The sequence below is a fragment of the Pseudothauera nasutitermitis genome, assembly GCF_004801295.1.
Taxonomy (GTDB): domain Bacteria; phylum Pseudomonadota; class Gammaproteobacteria; order Burkholderiales; family Rhodocyclaceae; genus Pseudothauera; species Pseudothauera nasutitermitis.
Genome location: NZ_SSOC01000008.1, coordinates 17,451 through 32,516, shown reverse-complemented (window position 1 = coordinate 32,516; position 15,066 = coordinate 17,451). Strand labels below are relative to the sequence as shown.

Below are 15,066 nucleotides of genomic sequence, written 5' to 3'. Positions count from 1 at the left end.
CGAGGCTGAGGATGACGGGCATCCTGCTGCTGCGCGCCCTGTCGGTGCGCAACCAGCGCGTGTGGGTGGTGTTTCTCGCGCTGATGGTGGGGGCGGCCATCGTCAATGCGCTGATCTCGGTGTATTTCGACATCGACATCAAGATGAGCCGGGAACTGCGTACCTTCGGCGCGAACGTCTACCTCGGCCCGGCGCACGGCCACAGCCTGCCCGAGGCGGATTTCGACCGCCTGGCCGCCGCCGCGCCGCCCGGATTGGTGGCGGCCGGCAGCCCCTATCTGTACGGCACCGCCCGCAGCGAGCTGGAAAACGTGGCGCTGGCCGGCGTGCGCTTTTCCGCCCTGCGCGCGCTGGTGCCCTACTGGCAGGTGGAAGGTGCCTGGATCGGCGTGGATTTCGACGACCGCAACGCCATGATCGGCCGCACGCTGGCCGCACGCCTGAACCTGGCGGTGGGGGATTCGCTTTCGCTGATCCGCGACGGGCGCAAGAAGACCCTGCGGATCAAGGGCATCATCGACGCCGGCGATGCCAGCGACAGTCTGCTGTTCGTCGGCCTGGAACTGGCCCAGGACTGGCTGGACAAGCCGGGCACCATGTCCCACGCGCTGTTCAGCATGATGAACCGGGCCGGTGAGGTGGAGCGTTTCGCCGACGAACTGCGCGCCGCCCATCCCGACTGGGCGGTGCGGCCGATCCGCAAGGTGTCGGCCAACGAGGGCGACGTACTGGTCAAGATCCAGGGCCTGATGGGCTTGGTGTCCATCGTCATCCTGCTGCTGTCCACGCTGTGCGTGAATACCTCGCTGACCGCCATCGTCAGCGAGCGCCAGCGCGAATTCGCTCTGCAGAAGGCTCTGGGGGCGGCCAACGGCACCATCATCCGGCAGGTGCTGCTGGAAACCCTGGCCATTTCGCTGGCGGCCACCGTGGTGGGCTGCCTGGCGGGATTTGTGCTGGCCCAGGTCCTGGGGCAGACCGTGTTTTCGGCCAGCATCGGCCTGCGCGCGTGGGTGCTGCCGATCACCTTCGCGCTCTCCCTGTCGGTGGCCCTGGCCGCGGCGGCGCTGCCGCTGCGCCGCATCATGTACATCCAGCCCGCCAGCGTGCTGAAAGGTGAATAGCGCAATGCCCGAAGAGACCCGCGAGAACCCCGTGGCCGCGATCGAGGCCCGCCATCTGAGCCGGCGCTTCGGCAGCGTGGCCGCGCTCGACGACGCCAGTTTCGCCATTGCCCGGGGCGAATTCGTCGCCTTGATGGGGGCGTCCGGCTCCGGCAAGACCACGCTGATGAATCTGCTCACCTGCCTGGATACGCCCTCGTCCGGTGAACTGCGGCTGAACGGGGTGGATGCCGCCGGCTTCGACGAGGAAGCGCGGCGCGAATTCCGCGCCCGCCACATCGGCCTGGTGTTCCAGCAGTTCCACCTGATCCCGTATCTGAGCGCGCTGGAGAACGTCATGCTGGCGCAGCACTACCACAGCGTCACCGACGAGGCCTCGGCCCGCCGGGCGCTGGAAGACGTGGGGCTGGCGCACCGCCTCGACCATCTGCCGAGCGAACTGTCGGGCGGCGAACAGCAGCGGGTCTGCATCGCCCGCGCGCTGGTCAACGAGCCCCCGCTGCTGTTCGCCGACGAGCCCACGGGCAATCTGGATGCGGAAAACGAAGCGCGCGTGCTGGACATCCTGCGGCGTCTGCACGGCGAGGGCCGCACCATCGTCATGGTGACGCACAATCCCGCGCTGGGCGCCTACGCCCAGCGCATCATCCGTCTGCAGCATGGGAGGATCGTGCCGTGAAAAAATGGATCACGCTCGCCACACTTGCCACCCTGGCCGCGCTGTCGGGCGGCTGCAAGGAGGAAGTCGCCCGCAGCGGACTGCCGGCGCCCGAAATCGCCGCGGTCGATCTGCAGGGAGAGCCGGTCAAGCTGGCGCACTGGCAGGGCCGCAGCATCTTCCTCAACTTCTGGTCCACCACCTGCGGCGCCTGCCTGGCCGAGATGCCCCACCTGGAGGCGCTGAGCCGCGAATACCGCGGCCGGGTGGAAGTGGTGGCGATCAACGTCGACCCCGAGGGCATGTCCATTCAGGAAACGCTCGACAAGCAGGGGGTGAGCTTCCCGGTGATCCGCGATTCGCTCGGCATGACGCAGGAGCGCTATCAGGTGATGGGCACGCCGACCTCCTTCGTCATCGGTGCGGATGGCGTCCTGCGCCAGAGCTTCGTCGGTGCGCCCCCCAGGGAGCGGCTGGCGGAAGTGTTCGCCGAGGCCGCGCGGGGGTCGTGAACGCCGCACGGGCGGTACGTGCCGTGCTGCCCTGGGGCGCGGCGCTGGCGCTGCTGGCCGCGGCGGCCGAGGGCGCGGCCCAGGCGCCCGCCGCGGGCGAGCGCGGATACCGGCAGTACTGCAAACCGTGCCATGCGCTGGGGCCGGGGGCGGAAAACCGGGCCGGGCCGGCCTTGAACGCGGTGGCGGGCCAGGCGGCGGGCGCGGTGCCCGGCTACGCGTATTCCGACGCGCTCAAGGCATCCGGCATCGTCTGGAACGAGGCGGAGTTCGTGGCCTACCTCCTGGCGCCGACGCAGCGGGTGCCGGGCACCAAGAAGCTGCTGGCCGGGGTGCGCAACGAGCAGACCCTGACGGCCATCTACCGTTACCTGGAGGCGCAGCGCAGTACCGCCGGCAACTGAAGCCGCTGCGTGCTACACTGCCGCGCAATCGTCGCCGGGCGGGGGCTGGTGCCGCCGCCCTCCGGCCTTTGTCCGCTGCCCGCCGGGGTCGATTTTCCGGGGGCCTGCCGCGGGTCATGTGCCTGGCTTCTGCCGCAGGATGTCCACATGCCGGCGCGGAATGCGGGAAGCCGCTCCGGCGGCAAAAACGAAAAACCCGCCGGAGCGGGTTCTTTCGGAAAGGAGATCTTGGTAGTGATCTCCAGCATGCAACTGGTGCCCAGAAGAGGACTCGAACCTCCACGCCTCGCGGCACTAGTACCTGAAACTAGCGCGTCTACCAATTCCGCCATCTGGGCAAGAAGCTGCGCATTATAAGGACGAAAAATAGAAAGTCAATGACTGCAAGAACAAAAAAAACACCGGCGGTGAAAGCCCGCAAAATGTCGGCGATCCGCCGCGCGGATCCCTTCTTCGAACGCGAATCCGCCAGCTACGACTACCCGCTGCCGAGCCGCGAATACGTCGAACAGACCCTGGCCGAACAGGGCGTGCCGCTGACCCTCGAAGCGCTCGCTGCCAACCTCGACATCCAGCCCCATGAGCTGGAGCACTTCCACCGCCGCCTGCGCGCCATGGAGCGTGACGGGCAGATCCTGCGCAACCGGCGCGATGCCTATCTGCTGCCCGACAAGGCAGACCTGATCCGCGGCAAGGTGGAGGGCCACCCGGACGGCTTCGGCTTCGTCGTGCGCGACGACAGCGGGCCGGACATCTTCCTCGGCCCCAAGGAAATGCGCGAGGTGCTGCACGGCGACCGGGTCATCGTGCGCATCGCCGGGCAGGACCGCCGCGGGCGCCCCGAGGGCAAGCTGGTCGAAGTGCTGGAGCGCGCCAACCGCCGCGTGGTCGGCCGCGTGCTCAACGAACACGGCGTGCTCATCGTGGTGCCGGAAAACCGCCGGCTGGCGCAGGACATCCTGGTCGCCCCGGGCGGCAAGAAGCCTCTGCCCGGCCAGGTGGTCACCGTGGAGCTGGTCGAGCAGCCCACCAAGTTCGCCCAGCCCATCGGCCGGGTGGTGGAGGTGCTGGGCAACTATGCCGACCCCGGCATGGAGATCGAGATCGCCCTGCGCAAGCACGAACTGCCCTTCGAGTTCTCCCCGGAAGCCAAGGCCGAAACCCGCAAGCTGCCGGTCAAGGTGCGCAAGAAGGATGCGCTCGGGCGCGAAGACATCACCCATCTGCCGCTGGTGACCATCGACGGCGAAACCGCCAAGGACTTCGACGACGCGGTGTATTGTGAGCGCCAGGGCCGGGGCTTCCGCCTGATCGTGGCGATCGCCGACGTCTCGCACTACGTCGAGGCCGGCGGCGCGCTCGACAAGGATGCGCTGGAGCGCGGCAACTCGGTGTATTTCCCCCGCCGGGTGATCCCGATGCTGCCCGAGAAGCTCTCCAATGGCCTGTGCTCGCTCAATCCCGAGGTGGAGCGCCTGTGCATGGTGGCCGACATGAGCATCTCCATGACCGGCGCGGTGAAAGCCTACCGCTTCTACCCGGCGGTGATGTTCTCGCATGCGCGGCTGACCTACACCAAGGTGGCCGCCGCGCTGTACGAAGGCGACAGCGAGGCCGGGCAGGCCGCGCGCGCGGAAGTCGGCGGCCTGCTGCCGCACCTGGAGAATCTGGACAAGCTGTTCCGCGTGCTGCTCAAGGCGCGCGCCAAGCGCGGCGCGATCGATTTCGAGACCGCCGAGACGCGCATGATCTTCGACGACCACGGCAAGATCGAGCGCATCGTGCCGGAAACGCGCAACGACGCGCACCGCCTGATCGAGGAATGCATGCTGGCGGCCAACGTGTGCGCCTCCGACTTCCTGCAGAAGCACAAGCATCCCGCGCTGTACCGCGTGCATGAAGGCCCCACGCCGGAGAAGCTGGAAAAGCTGCGCGCCTTCCTGGCCGAGTTCGGCCTGGAACTGGGCGGCGGCGAGGAGCCCCGAGCGAGCGACTACGCCCGCCTGCTGGAGCGCGTGAAGGGCCGGCCGGACGCGCAACTGCTGCAGACCGTCATGCTGCGCTCGCTGCGCCAGGCGCAGTACAGCCCGGATAATGTCGGCCATTTCGGTCTGGCCTACGAGTCCTACACCCACTTCACCTCGCCGATCCGGCGTTACCCGGACCTGCTCGTGCACCGCGCCATCAAGGCCGTGCTGGCGGGCGGGCAGTACCGTCCGGGCGAATGGGACGCCATCGGCATGCAGTGCTCGATGACCGAGCGGCGCGCCGACGACGCCACCCGCGACGTGGTGGCCTGGCTGAAGTGCTACTTCATGCAGGACCGCGTCGGCGAGGAGTTCTCCGGCTGCGTCTCGGCGGTGGTACCCTTCGGCCTCTTCGTCGCGCTGGACGACATCTTCATCGAAGGTCTGGTGCATATCTCCGACCTCGGCAGCGACTACTTCCACCACGACGAAGCGCGCCACGAACTGGTGGGCGAGCGCACCAACACGCGCTACCGCCTCTCCGACCGGGTGCGCGTGCAGGTGCTGCGCGCCGATCTGGAAACCAACAAGATCGATTTCCGCCTGGTCGAAGGGCCGGCGCGGCCCACCGAGCGCAGCGGCAAGACCGCCGCGGATCGTGCCGCCAGGGCCGGCGCGCGTGCGGTGGATGCACCGCGCGCAGCGGGCAGGGGCGGGCGCAGCGCTACGGAGCGTGCACCGCTGGCCGAAAAGGTGAAATCCGCGCCGCCGGCCAAGTCCGCCAAGGGCAAGCCGGCCAAGGCGGGCGCTGCAGCGAAGAAGAAAACGACAACCGGGGGCAAGGCGCCCGGGCGCGGCAAGGCGGCCAGGTCCGCGCGCGCCGCCTCCGCGCCGGCAGCTTCCAGAAAAGGCAAGAAACGTGGCTAAACACCCCTCCCGTCCTCCGCGCGAGCGGCAGGACGATTCCCCCACCGCCGAAGGGCGCGCCGGCAGCAAGCTGATCTACGGCTTTCACGCCGTGCTGGCGCGCCTGCGCCGCGACCCCGAGGCGGTCTTCGAGCTCTACGTGTCCGCGCAGCGCCAGGACGTGCGTGCGCGCGACGCGCTGAAGCTCGCCGAAACCGCGCGCGTGCGCGTCATTCCGGTGGACGCCGAACGCCTCGACGGCATGGTCGGCACGCGCCGCCACCAGGGCGTGGTCGCCCGCGTCGATGCGCGCCGGCGCGAACTCAAGCTTGCCGACGTGCTCGACAGCCTGGATGAGAATGCGCTGATCCTGGTGCTCGACGGCGTGCAGGACCCGCACAACCTGGGTGCCTGCCTGCGCGTGGCCGACGCCGCCGGCGCGCATGCCGTGGTCGCCCCCAAGGACCGCGCGGTGGGCCTCAATGCCACGGCGGTGAAGGTGGCCAGCGGCGCGGCCGATACCGTGCCCTACATCACCGTCACCAACCTCGCGCGCGCCTTGCGCGAGATGCAGGAAGCCGGCATCTGGGTGGTCGGCGCGGCTGGCGAGGCGGAAAAGACGATCCAGCAGATCGACCAGAAGGTGCCGGTGGCCTGGGTGCTGGGTGCAGAGGGTGACGGCCTGCGCCGCCTGACCCGCGAAACCTGCGACGAACTGGCCAGGATTCCCATGCATGGCAGCGTGGAAAGCCTCAACGTCTCCGTCGCCAGCGGCATCTGCCTGTTCGAGACGCGCCGCCAGCGCAGTATCTGACGTAGCCGGTGGGGGCGGGCACGCCCGCTCCTACGGCCCATGCATGCCTTGCGCACGGTAATTGCATGTCCATTCCCCGGCCGGGCATGCCCCGCACGGCAAACGGAGGGATGGCCATGAATTCCGCGACGGGTTTCCTGCTCGCCGCCAAGCGCTGCGAAATTCACGCACTGGAACAGCTCGCGCTGACCGCCGGCCTGGTCGGCGGCATCGGCCGGCTGGTGCATGGGCTGCAGAAGGAGCGTGGCGCGTCCAACATCTATCTGGCGTCCGGCGGCACCCGCTTTGCCGCCCAGCGCGAACGCATCATCGCCGAGAGCGCGGCGGACGAAGCCGAGGTGCGCGCGCGCTTCGCGCGTCTGGACACCGATGCCGGGCACTTGGCCGGCGGCGCGCGCCTGTTCTCGCGCATCGCCTGGGTGCTGCACGGGCTGGACGCGCTGGCCGGACTGCGTGCCGGCATCGCCGCCCGCACGCTGGAAGCGGCGCGCGCCACCGAAGCCTTTTCCGAACTCATCGGCGGCCTGCTGGCGGTGGTCTTCGAGGCCGCCGACACGGCTAGCGACCCGGCCGTCACGCGCGCCCTGGTGGCGCTGTTCAACTTCATGCAGGGCAAGGAGCTGGCCGGGCAGGAACGCGCCACCGGCGCGGCGGCGTTCGGCGCAGGGTGCGCGGAGGCCGACTTGCAGCAGCGTCTACTGCACCTCATCGAGGCGCAGGAGCGTTGTTTCCAGGTTTTTGAAGGGTTCGCCGAACGTGCCGAATTGCTGCTCTGGCGCGCGGCCCAGGGGCATGCGGCGGTGGCCGAGTTGGAGCGTCTGCGCCGCGTGCTGTGTACGGCGCCAGCCGGTGGCATGGTGGACGCCAATCTGAGCGATGCGTGGTTCGATTGCTGTACCCGCCGACTCGATGAAATGCGCGGGATCGAGGATGCGCTGGCCGTCGGTCTGCAGCAGTTGTGCGAGCGCAAGATCGCCGAGGCGCAGGCCGATCTGCGCGACCACGCCCTGCGCGTCGATGCGCTGCGCGGCGCACCGGCGCCGTTGGCGGTGTTCTTCGAGCGCGCCGCCGAGGCCGATGGCGCGGCCGGGGTGCTGGCCGCCGACGGCCTGGGGCCGCAGCTCGGGCGTTCGGTGCTCGACATGCTGCAGGCCCAGGCCCGCCGCCTGCAAAGCATGAGCGACGAACTCAACGCGGTGCGCGGCGCGCTCAATGAGCGCAAGCTGATCGAGCGTGCCAAGGGCCTGCTGATGGCCCGCCGCGGCATGACCGAGGACCAGGCCTACAAACTGCTGCGCCAGACCGCGATGAACCAGAACCGGCGGCTGGTGGAGGTGGCCGAGGCCACGCTGGCGCTGGCGGATTTTCTGCCTGCCGGGCACTGAAAGGCGTGTGAACCGGGGGCGGCATGGACCTTGGCACGGCGGCTCATACGGTCCCGCCCTGCGGGTTCCCGCAGCGTCCACCGGCCTCCCGGCCGGACCGGAACTCGGGCGCTGTGCGCCCTCAAACAGCCGGCCCGGACTTCCCCGGGAGGCCAGCGCCCGGCGCGGCAGGACCGAAATCGCCGCCGTGCCAAGGCCCATGCCGGTCACCGCTGTGGTCCGCACCGGCATCGTGCGTGTGTGGCTGATGTTGCACTGCAATAGTGCGAAATACGGACCCCCGGAGCGCCGCCAACCAGCCCCGGAAGCACCGTAAAGCCCGCGAAACAAGGATTTCCGGTTTCTGGCACGCCCCCTGCTAAATGAACGGTGAGGCTGGACCAACGGCGGTTCGGCGTTCGAGGCAGTGGCAGTCCCCGGCAGTACCCCGAACACATGGACAACGGCGTCCATTTCCTTCCCGCTCAGGCGGGGGTGGAGATGGGCGCCGTTTTCGTTTTCCGCACCGCTTTCGCAGGAGTTGAACATGAGCAAACTGACCAAGGATCTTTCCGCCCTGTCGCGCCGTGGCTTCATCCGGGCCGGCGCCGCGCTCGGCGGTGCGTCGATGCTGGGCGGGCTGCTGCCCGGCATGGCCTGGGCGGCGGGTTCCGACGCGCCGGAGAAGAAGGAGATCAAGGTCGGCTTCATCCCGCTCACCGACTGTGCCTCGGTGGTGATGGCCAGCGTGAAGAAGTTCGACGAGAAGTACGGCATCAAGATCATCCCCAGCAAGGAAGCGAGCTGGGCCGCCGTGCGCGACAAGCTGGTATCCGGCGAGCTGGACGCCGCGCACATCCTGTACGGCCAGGTGTATGGCATCCACCTGGGCATCGGCGGCGCGCAGAAGGACATGGCGGTGCTGATGACGCTGAACAACAATGGCCAGGGCATCTCGCTGGCCACGCAGATGAAGGACAAGGGCGCGGTGGATGGCCCGTCGCTGAAGAAGGTGGTGGCCGCCAGCGCGCCGGGCACCTACACCTTCGCGCAGACCTTCCCGACCGGCACCCACGCCATGTGGCTGTACTACTGGCTGGCCGCGCACGACATCCACCCCTTCCAGGACGTCAAGACCATCGTCGTGCCGCCGCCGCAGATGGTGGCCAACGCGCGCGTGGGCAACATGCACGGCTTTTCGGTGGGCGAGCCGTGGAATCAGCGCGCCATCATCGACAAGGTCGGCTTCTCGGTGGCGACCAGCCAGGACGTGTGGCCGGACCATCCGGAAAAGGTGCTCGGCACCACTGCGGACTGGGCCAACAGGAACCCCAACGCGGCTCGCGCGGTGATCGCCGCCATTCTCGAAGCCTCGCGCTGGATCGACGCCTCCGACGCCAACCGCAAGGAAACCGCGCAGACCATCGCCGCGCGCTCCTACGTGAATACCGACGTGGCGGTGATCGAGGGGCGCATCCTGGGTGACTACGAAAACGGCCTCGGCAAGCGCTGGAAGGACGCGCACAGCATGCGCTTCTTCCGCGATGGCGAGGTGAACTTCCCCTGGCTCTCCGACGGCATGTGGTTTCTCACCCAGCACCGCCGCTGGGGGCTGCTGGACAAGGAGCCGGACTACCTCGGCGTGGCGCGCGCGATCAACCGCATCGACCTGTACAGGCAGGCCGCCACGGCCGCCGGGGTGGCGCTGCCGGCCGGCGACACGCGCGCGTCGACACTGATCGACGGCGTGGTGTGGGACGGCTCCGCCCCGGCGCAGTACGCCGGCGGTTTCAAGGTCAAGGTTTGAGCACGCGGGAGGGCTGAGCGATGAATGTAGCCGTGACCATGGAGCGCACCGCTGGCGGTGCCGCAGACAAGGGGGCGCCGGCCGTGGCGCCGGTGGACAACAAGGCCGCCGCCGCGCAGGTGGGCAGCGTAGCGGTGGCCGCCGGCGGCACGGCCGGCGGGCAGGGCGGGCGGGCCGGCGAGTGGCTGCGCACGCTGTTGCGCGCGGTGCTGCCGCCGGTCTTCGGCATGGTGCTGCTGATCTGCCTGTGGCACGTCGCCACGCTGGGCGACAGCGGCATCCCCGGCCCCGGCAAGACCTGGGACGCGGCGGTGGCGCTGTTCTCCGACCCGTTCTACCGGGAAGGCCCCAACGACCAGGGCATCGGCTGGAACGTGCTGGAATCGCTCAAGCGCGTCGGCATCGGCTTCGGCATCGCCGCGCTGATCGGCATCCCGGCCGGCTTCCTGCTCGGGCGCTTCGCCACGCTGGCGCAGATGATGAACCCCATCATCAGCCTGCTGCGCCCGGTCAGTCCGCTGGCCTGGCTGCCGATCGGCCTGCTGGTGTTCCAGCGCGCCGACCCGGCGGCCACCTGGACCATCTTCATCTGCTCGATCTGGCCGATGATCCTCAACACCGCGCAGGGCGTCACCCGCGTGCCGCAGGACTACCTCAACGTGGCGCGCGTGCTGAACCTTTCCGAGTGGAAGATCTTCACCAAGATCCTGTTCCCCGCCGTGCTGCCCTACATGCTCACCGGCATCCGCCTGTCCATCGGCACCGCCTGGCTGGTCATCGTGGCGGCCGAGATGCTCACCGGCGGGGTCGGCATCGGCTTCTGGGTGTGGGACGAATGGAACAACCTCAAGGTGGAGCACATCATCATCGCCATCTTCGTCATCGGCATCGTCGGGCTGATCCTCGAACAGATGCTGATGCTGGTGGCCCGCCGCTTCAGCTACGAAAACCGCTAAGGAGACGATCATGAAGAAGATCGTACAGATCGAGAGTGTCGGGCAGACCTTCGAGACCAAGAAGGGCCGCTTCACCGCGCTGCGCGACATCCACCTGGATATTTTCGAAGGCGAGAGCATCGCGCTGATCGGCCATTCCGGCTGCGGCAAATCCACGCTGCTCAACCTCATCGCCGGCCTCACCCGGCCCACCGGCGGCGTGCTGCTGTGCGACGGCCGCGAGATCGCCGGCCCCGGCCCGGAGCGCGCGGTGGTGTTCCAGAACCATTCCCTGCTGCCCTGGCTGACCTGCTTCGACAACGTGTATCTGGCGGTGGAGCGCGTGTTTTCCGCCAAGGAGCCCAAGGTGCGCCTCAAGGAGCGCACCCGCGAGGCGCTGGCGCTGGTGGGCCTCACCCATGCCGAGAGCAAGTACCCGCACGAGATTTCCGGCGGCATGAAGCAGCGCGTGGGCATCGCCCGTGCCTTGTCGATGCAGCCGCGCATCCTGCTGATGGACGAGCCCTTCGGCGCGCTCGACGCGCTCACCCGCGCCAATTTGCAGGATGAGTTGATGAAGATCCTCGCCGCTACCCGGGCCACCATGGTCATGGTGACCCACGACGTGGATGAGGCGGTGCTGCTGTCCGACCGCGTGGTGATGCTCACCAACGGCCCGGCGGCGACCATCGGTGAAATCCTGGAGGTTAGGCTCGAACGCCCGCGCGACCGTCTCGCCCTGGCCCACGACCCGCAGTTCGGCGAATGCCGCGCGGCGTTGATGGAATTCCTCTACCAGAAACAACTGCGCGTGGCGGCCTAGCGCTCCGGAGAACCCCATGTCGAAGATCTACCTGATCGGCGCCGGACCGGGCGCCGCGGACCTGCTCACCCTGCGCGCGGCGCGCATCCTCGCCGACGAGGCCGAGATCGTGCTGGCCGACGATCTGGTGTCCGCCGAAATTCTCGCCCTGGTGCGCCCCGCAGCGCGCGTGCTCAAGGTCGGCAAGCGCGGCGGGCGGGCCTCTACCCCGCAGGGCTTCATCCACCGCCTGATGGCACGCTACGCCCGGCGCGGGCGCACCGTGGTGCGCCTGAAGGGCGGCGACCCCTTCGTGTTCGGCCGTGGCGCGGAGGAGGTCGAGGCGTTGGCCGCCGCCGGGCTGCGGGCCGAAGTGGTGCCCGGCCTCACCGCCGGCATCGCGGTGCCCGCCGCCGCCGGCATCCCGGTGACCCACCGCGCCCACGCCCACGGCGTCACCCTGGTCACCGGCACCGCCGGGGAAGGCTGCGGCGAGCCGGACTGGGCGGCACTGGCGCGCGGCGGCACCACGCTGGTGATCTACATGGGGCTGGCGCGCCTGCTCAACATCGCCGCGCGGCTGATCGCCGCCGGCCTGCCGGCGGACACCCCGGCGGCGGCCATCGCCTCCGGCACGCTGGCCGTGCAGCGCGAGGTGCGTGCGCGCCTGGCCGATCTGCCGGCGCGCGTGGCCGCCGAGGGGCTGGCCGCGCCGGTGATCATCGTGGTGGGGGAGGTGGCGGCGCTGGCCTGTGCGCAATCGCTGATTCCGCCCGCCGACCAGGCGCTGGCCGCCTGAAGGAGACGCACATGTCCACCCGCAAACAACACATCGTCGTGGTCGGCAACGGCATGGTCGGCCACCGCTTCGTGCAGGAACTGCTGGCCGTGCATTCCGACCTGCCGGCCGCCGGCATCGAACTCACCGTGCTCGGCGAGGAGCCGCGCCCGGCCTACGACCGCGTGCACCTGTCCAGCTTCTTCTCCGGCAGCAGCGCCGAAGACCTGTCGCTGGTCGAGCCGGGCTTCTACCAGCGCCCCGGCCTCACGCTGCGCCTGAACGCGCGTGTCGCCGGCATCGAGCGGCGCAGGAATACCCTCCAGCTCGCCGACGGCGAGGTGCTGGCCTACGACAAGCTGGTGCTGGCCACCGGCTCCTATCCCTTCGTGCCGCCGGTGCCGGGCAGCGACCGGCCGGGCTGCCACGTCTATCGCACCATCGAGGATCTCGAAGCCATGCAGGCCAGCGGCGCCACTTCGGCCAGCGGCGTGGTGGTGGGCGGCGGCCTGCTGGGGCTGGAATGCGCCAAGGCGCTGCGCGACATGGGGCTGCGCACGCACGTGGTGGAATTCGCCCCGCGCCTGATGGTGGTGCAGGTGGACGAAGGCGGCGGCCGAATCCTGCGCAGCAAGATCGAGGAACTCGGCGTGCAGGTGCACACCGAGCGCAACACCGTGGACATCACCGACGGCGCCACCGCGCGCCACCGCATGGTGTTCGCCGACGGCAGCTGGCTGGAAACCGACATGATCGTGTTCTCCGCCGGCATCCGCGCGCGCGACGAACTGGCGCGCCAGTGCCTGCTCGCCATCGGCCCGCGCGGCGGGGTGGCGATCGACGGCCACTGCCGCAGCAGCGATGCGGACATCTACGCCATCGGCGAATGCGCGTCGTGGAACGGCCAGGTGTTCGGCCTGGTGGCGCCCGGCTACGACATGGCGCGGGTGGCCGCCGCGCACCTTGCCGGCAGTGCCGGGGTGTCCTTCTCCGGGGCCGACCTGAGCACCAAGCTCAAGCTGATGGGCGTGGACGTGGCCAGCATCGGCGATGCCCAGGGCCGCACGGCGGGCGCGCGGGCCTGCGTGTTCACCGACGAACTCAAGCAGGTCTACAAGAAGCTGGTGGTCAGCGCGGACGGCAAGCGCCTGCTGGGCGCGGTGCTGGTGGGCGACGCCGCCGAGTACGGCACGCTGTTGCAGATGATGCTGAACGGCCTCGAACTGCCCGAGGCGCCCGAGCAGCTCATCCTGCCCGCGCCGGACGGCATGGCCAAACCCGCGCTGGGCGTGGATGCGCTGCCCGACGGCGCGGTGCTGTGCTCGTGCAACAACGTCAGCAAGGGCCAGTTGTGCGCGGCCATCGAAGGCGGCGCCCACACCATCGGCGAACTCAAGGCCGCTACCCGCGCGGGCACCTCCTGCGGCGGCTGCGTGCCGCTCGTCACCCAGGTGCTCAAGGCCGAACTGGCGCGCCAGGGCGTGGCGGTGAACAACCACCTGTGCGAACACTTCGCCCATTCGCGCCAGGAGCTGTATCACCTGGTGCGCGTGGAAGGCCTCCGCAGCTTCGCCGAACTGCTCGCCCGCCACGGCCGGGGGCGCGGCTGCGATGTGTGCAAGCCCACGGTGGCCAACATCCTCGCCAGTTGCTGGAACGACTTCGTGCTCAAACCCGAACACGCGCCGCTGCAGGACAGCAATGACTACTTCCTCGGCAACATCCAGAAGGACGGCACCTATTCGGTGGTGCCGCGCATCCCCGGCGGCGAGATCACCCCGGACAAGCTCATCGCCATCGGCGAGGTGGCCAAACGCTACGGCCTGTATACCAAGATCACCGGCGGCCAGCGCATCGACCTGTTCGGCGCGCAGGCGCATGAACTGCCGCGGATCTGGGGCGAACTGATCGCTGCCGGCTTCGAATCCGGCCATGCCTACGGCAAGTCGCTGCGCACGGTGAAATCCTGCGTCGGCTCCACCTGGTGCCGCTACGGCGTGCAGGACTCGGTGGGCATGGCGATCCGCCTGGAGCACCGCTACAAGGGCCTGCGCGCGCCGCACAAGATCAAGTTCGGCGTGTCCGGGTGCACGCGCGAATGCGCCGAGGCGCAGGGCAAGGACGTCGGCGTGATCGCCACCGAGCGCGGCTGGAATCTCTACGTGTGCGGCAACGGCGGCATGAAGCCGCGCCACGCCGAACTGCTGGCCGCCGATCTCGACGAAGCCACGCTGGTGCGCCTGATCGACCGCTTCCTGATGTTCTACATCCGCACCGCCGACCGCCTGCAACGCACCAGCACCTGGCGCGACAACCTGGAAGGCGGGCTGGACTACCTGAAGGCCGTGGTGCTGGACGACCGCCTGGGCATTGCGGCGGAGCTGGAAGCCGCCATGGCCCAGGTGGTGGACAGCTACGCCTGCGAATGGCGGGCCGCGCTGGACGACCCGGCGGCGCGCAAGCGCCTGCGCACCTTCGTGAACAGCGACGCGGGCGACGACAACGTCGTCTTCGTCCCCGAACGCGGGCAGATCCGCCCCGCCACCGCGGCCGAGAAGCAGATGCGCTTCAAGGGCATCGCGGTGGTCCCCGAAACCGTCTGAAGGAGCCCGCGATGAATGCAAGAAGCGCAAGCGCGGCCGTCATGGAATCCGTCGAAGTCAGCGCCGGGGCCGGCGCCTGGCAGCCGGTCTGCGCGCTGGACGACATCTGGCCCGACACCGGCGTGTGCGTGCTGCTCGACGGCCGGCAGGTGGCGGTGTTCCGCCTCGCGGACGGCAGCCTGTACGCCCTCGACAACCACGACCCGCACAGCGGCGCCAACGTGCTCTCGCGCGGCATCGTCGGCGACCTGGGCGGCGAGCCGGTGGTGGCCTCGCCGATCTACAAGCACCACTACCGGCTGCGCGACGGAGTCTGCCTGGAAGACCCCGGCACGCCGCTCGCCACCTACGCGGTGGCCGCGCGCGACGGCCTGGTGTGGCTGCACTGCTGA

Annotated in this window: 13 protein-coding genes and 1 tRNA gene; 13 read left to right on the top strand and 1 reads right to left on the bottom strand. The window is 69.2% G+C overall.

Annotation, left to right across the window (positions count from 1 at the left end):
• Positions 1-11: 11 nt before the first annotated feature.
• Genes E6C76_RS19300 through E6C76_RS19285 form a run of 4 tightly spaced genes read left to right on the top strand, consistent with a single transcriptional unit; the run spans position 12 to position 2,698 of the window.
• Positions 12-1,124 carry an ABC transporter permease gene (locus E6C76_RS19300; RefSeq protein ID WP_136349893.1) on the top strand — a complete coding sequence of 371 codons (1,113 nt, stop codon included), beginning with the start codon at positions 12-14 and terminating at the stop codon, positions 1,122-1,124.
• Positions 1,125-1,128: 4 nt separating this feature from the next.
• Complete coding sequence (locus tag E6C76_RS19295; RefSeq protein ID WP_136349892.1) at positions 1,129-1,803, top strand: ABC transporter ATP-binding protein; 675 nt, start codon at positions 1,129-1,131, stop codon at positions 1,801-1,803.
• The gene (locus E6C76_RS19290) at positions 1,800-2,294 is read left to right on the top strand and encodes a TlpA family protein disulfide reductase (protein ID WP_136349891.1); all 495 of its coding nucleotides are present in this window, start codon (positions 1,800-1,802) and stop codon (positions 2,292-2,294) included. Before E6C76_RS19295 ends, E6C76_RS19290 begins: the two co-directional genes overlap by 4 nt.
• Positions 2,291-2,698, top strand: coding sequence for a c-type cytochrome (locus tag E6C76_RS19285; RefSeq protein ID WP_136349890.1), 408 nt, complete (start codon positions 2,291-2,293; stop codon positions 2,696-2,698). Before E6C76_RS19290 ends, E6C76_RS19285 begins: the two co-directional genes overlap by 4 nt.
• Positions 2,699-2,951: 253 nt before the next feature.
• On the opposite strand, the gene E6C76_RS19280 is transcribed toward E6C76_RS19285, so the two are convergent.
• Positions 2,952-3,036 (bottom strand) — tRNA-Leu (locus E6C76_RS19280).
• A 39-nt stretch (positions 3,037-3,075) separates the two neighbouring features.
• On the opposite strand from E6C76_RS19280, the gene rnr reads away from it, so the two are divergent.
• From rnr to nirD, 9 genes are all read left to right on the top strand, one after another.
• Positions 3,076-5,592, top strand: a complete 2,517-nt coding sequence (rnr, locus tag E6C76_RS19275; protein ID WP_136349889.1) for a ribonuclease R — start codon at positions 3,076-3,078, stop codon at positions 5,590-5,592.
• A 70-nt stretch (positions 5,593-5,662) separates the two neighbouring features.
• The gene (gene rlmB / locus E6C76_RS19270) at positions 5,663-6,385 is read left to right on the top strand and encodes a 23S rRNA (guanosine(2251)-2'-O)-methyltransferase RlmB (RefSeq protein WP_230976338.1); all 723 of its coding nucleotides are present in this window, start codon (positions 5,663-5,665) and stop codon (positions 6,383-6,385) included.
• 116 nt (positions 6,386-6,501) lie between these two features.
• A complete protein-coding gene (locus tag E6C76_RS19265) occupies positions 6,502-7,770 on the top strand; it encodes a nitrate regulatory protein (RefSeq protein ID WP_136349887.1) in 1,269 nt (422 codons plus the stop codon).
• Between the two features lie 526 nt (positions 7,771-8,296).
• On the top strand, positions 8,297-9,556 hold the full coding sequence (locus tag E6C76_RS19260; RefSeq protein ID WP_136349886.1) for a CmpA/NrtA family ABC transporter substrate-binding protein: 1,260 nt from the start codon (positions 8,297-8,299) through the stop codon (positions 9,554-9,556).
• 20 nt (positions 9,557-9,576) lie between these two features.
• Positions 9,577-10,512 carry a nitrate ABC transporter permease gene (gene ntrB / locus E6C76_RS19255; protein ID WP_136349885.1) on the top strand — a complete coding sequence of 312 codons (936 nt, stop codon included), beginning with the start codon at positions 9,577-9,579 and terminating at the stop codon, positions 10,510-10,512.
• A gap of 10 nt (positions 10,513-10,522) precedes the next feature.
• Positions 10,523-11,314 carry an ABC transporter ATP-binding protein gene (locus E6C76_RS19250; RefSeq protein WP_136349884.1) on the top strand — a complete coding sequence of 264 codons (792 nt, stop codon included), beginning with the start codon at positions 10,523-10,525 and terminating at the stop codon, positions 11,312-11,314.
• A gap of 16 nt (positions 11,315-11,330) precedes the next feature.
• Positions 11,331-12,092 carry a uroporphyrinogen-III C-methyltransferase gene (gene cobA, locus E6C76_RS19245; protein ID WP_136349883.1) on the top strand — a complete coding sequence of 254 codons (762 nt, stop codon included), beginning with the start codon at positions 11,331-11,333 and terminating at the stop codon, positions 12,090-12,092.
• An 11-nt stretch (positions 12,093-12,103) separates the two neighbouring features.
• Positions 12,104-14,674 carry a nitrite reductase large subunit NirB gene (gene nirB / locus E6C76_RS19240; protein WP_136349882.1) on the top strand — a complete coding sequence of 857 codons (2,571 nt, stop codon included), beginning with the start codon at positions 12,104-12,106 and terminating at the stop codon, positions 14,672-14,674.
• Positions 14,675-14,685: 11 nt separating this feature from the next.
• Positions 14,686-15,066, top strand: coding sequence for a nitrite reductase small subunit NirD (gene nirD / locus E6C76_RS19235; RefSeq protein ID WP_136349881.1), 381 nt, complete (start codon positions 14,686-14,688; stop codon positions 15,064-15,066).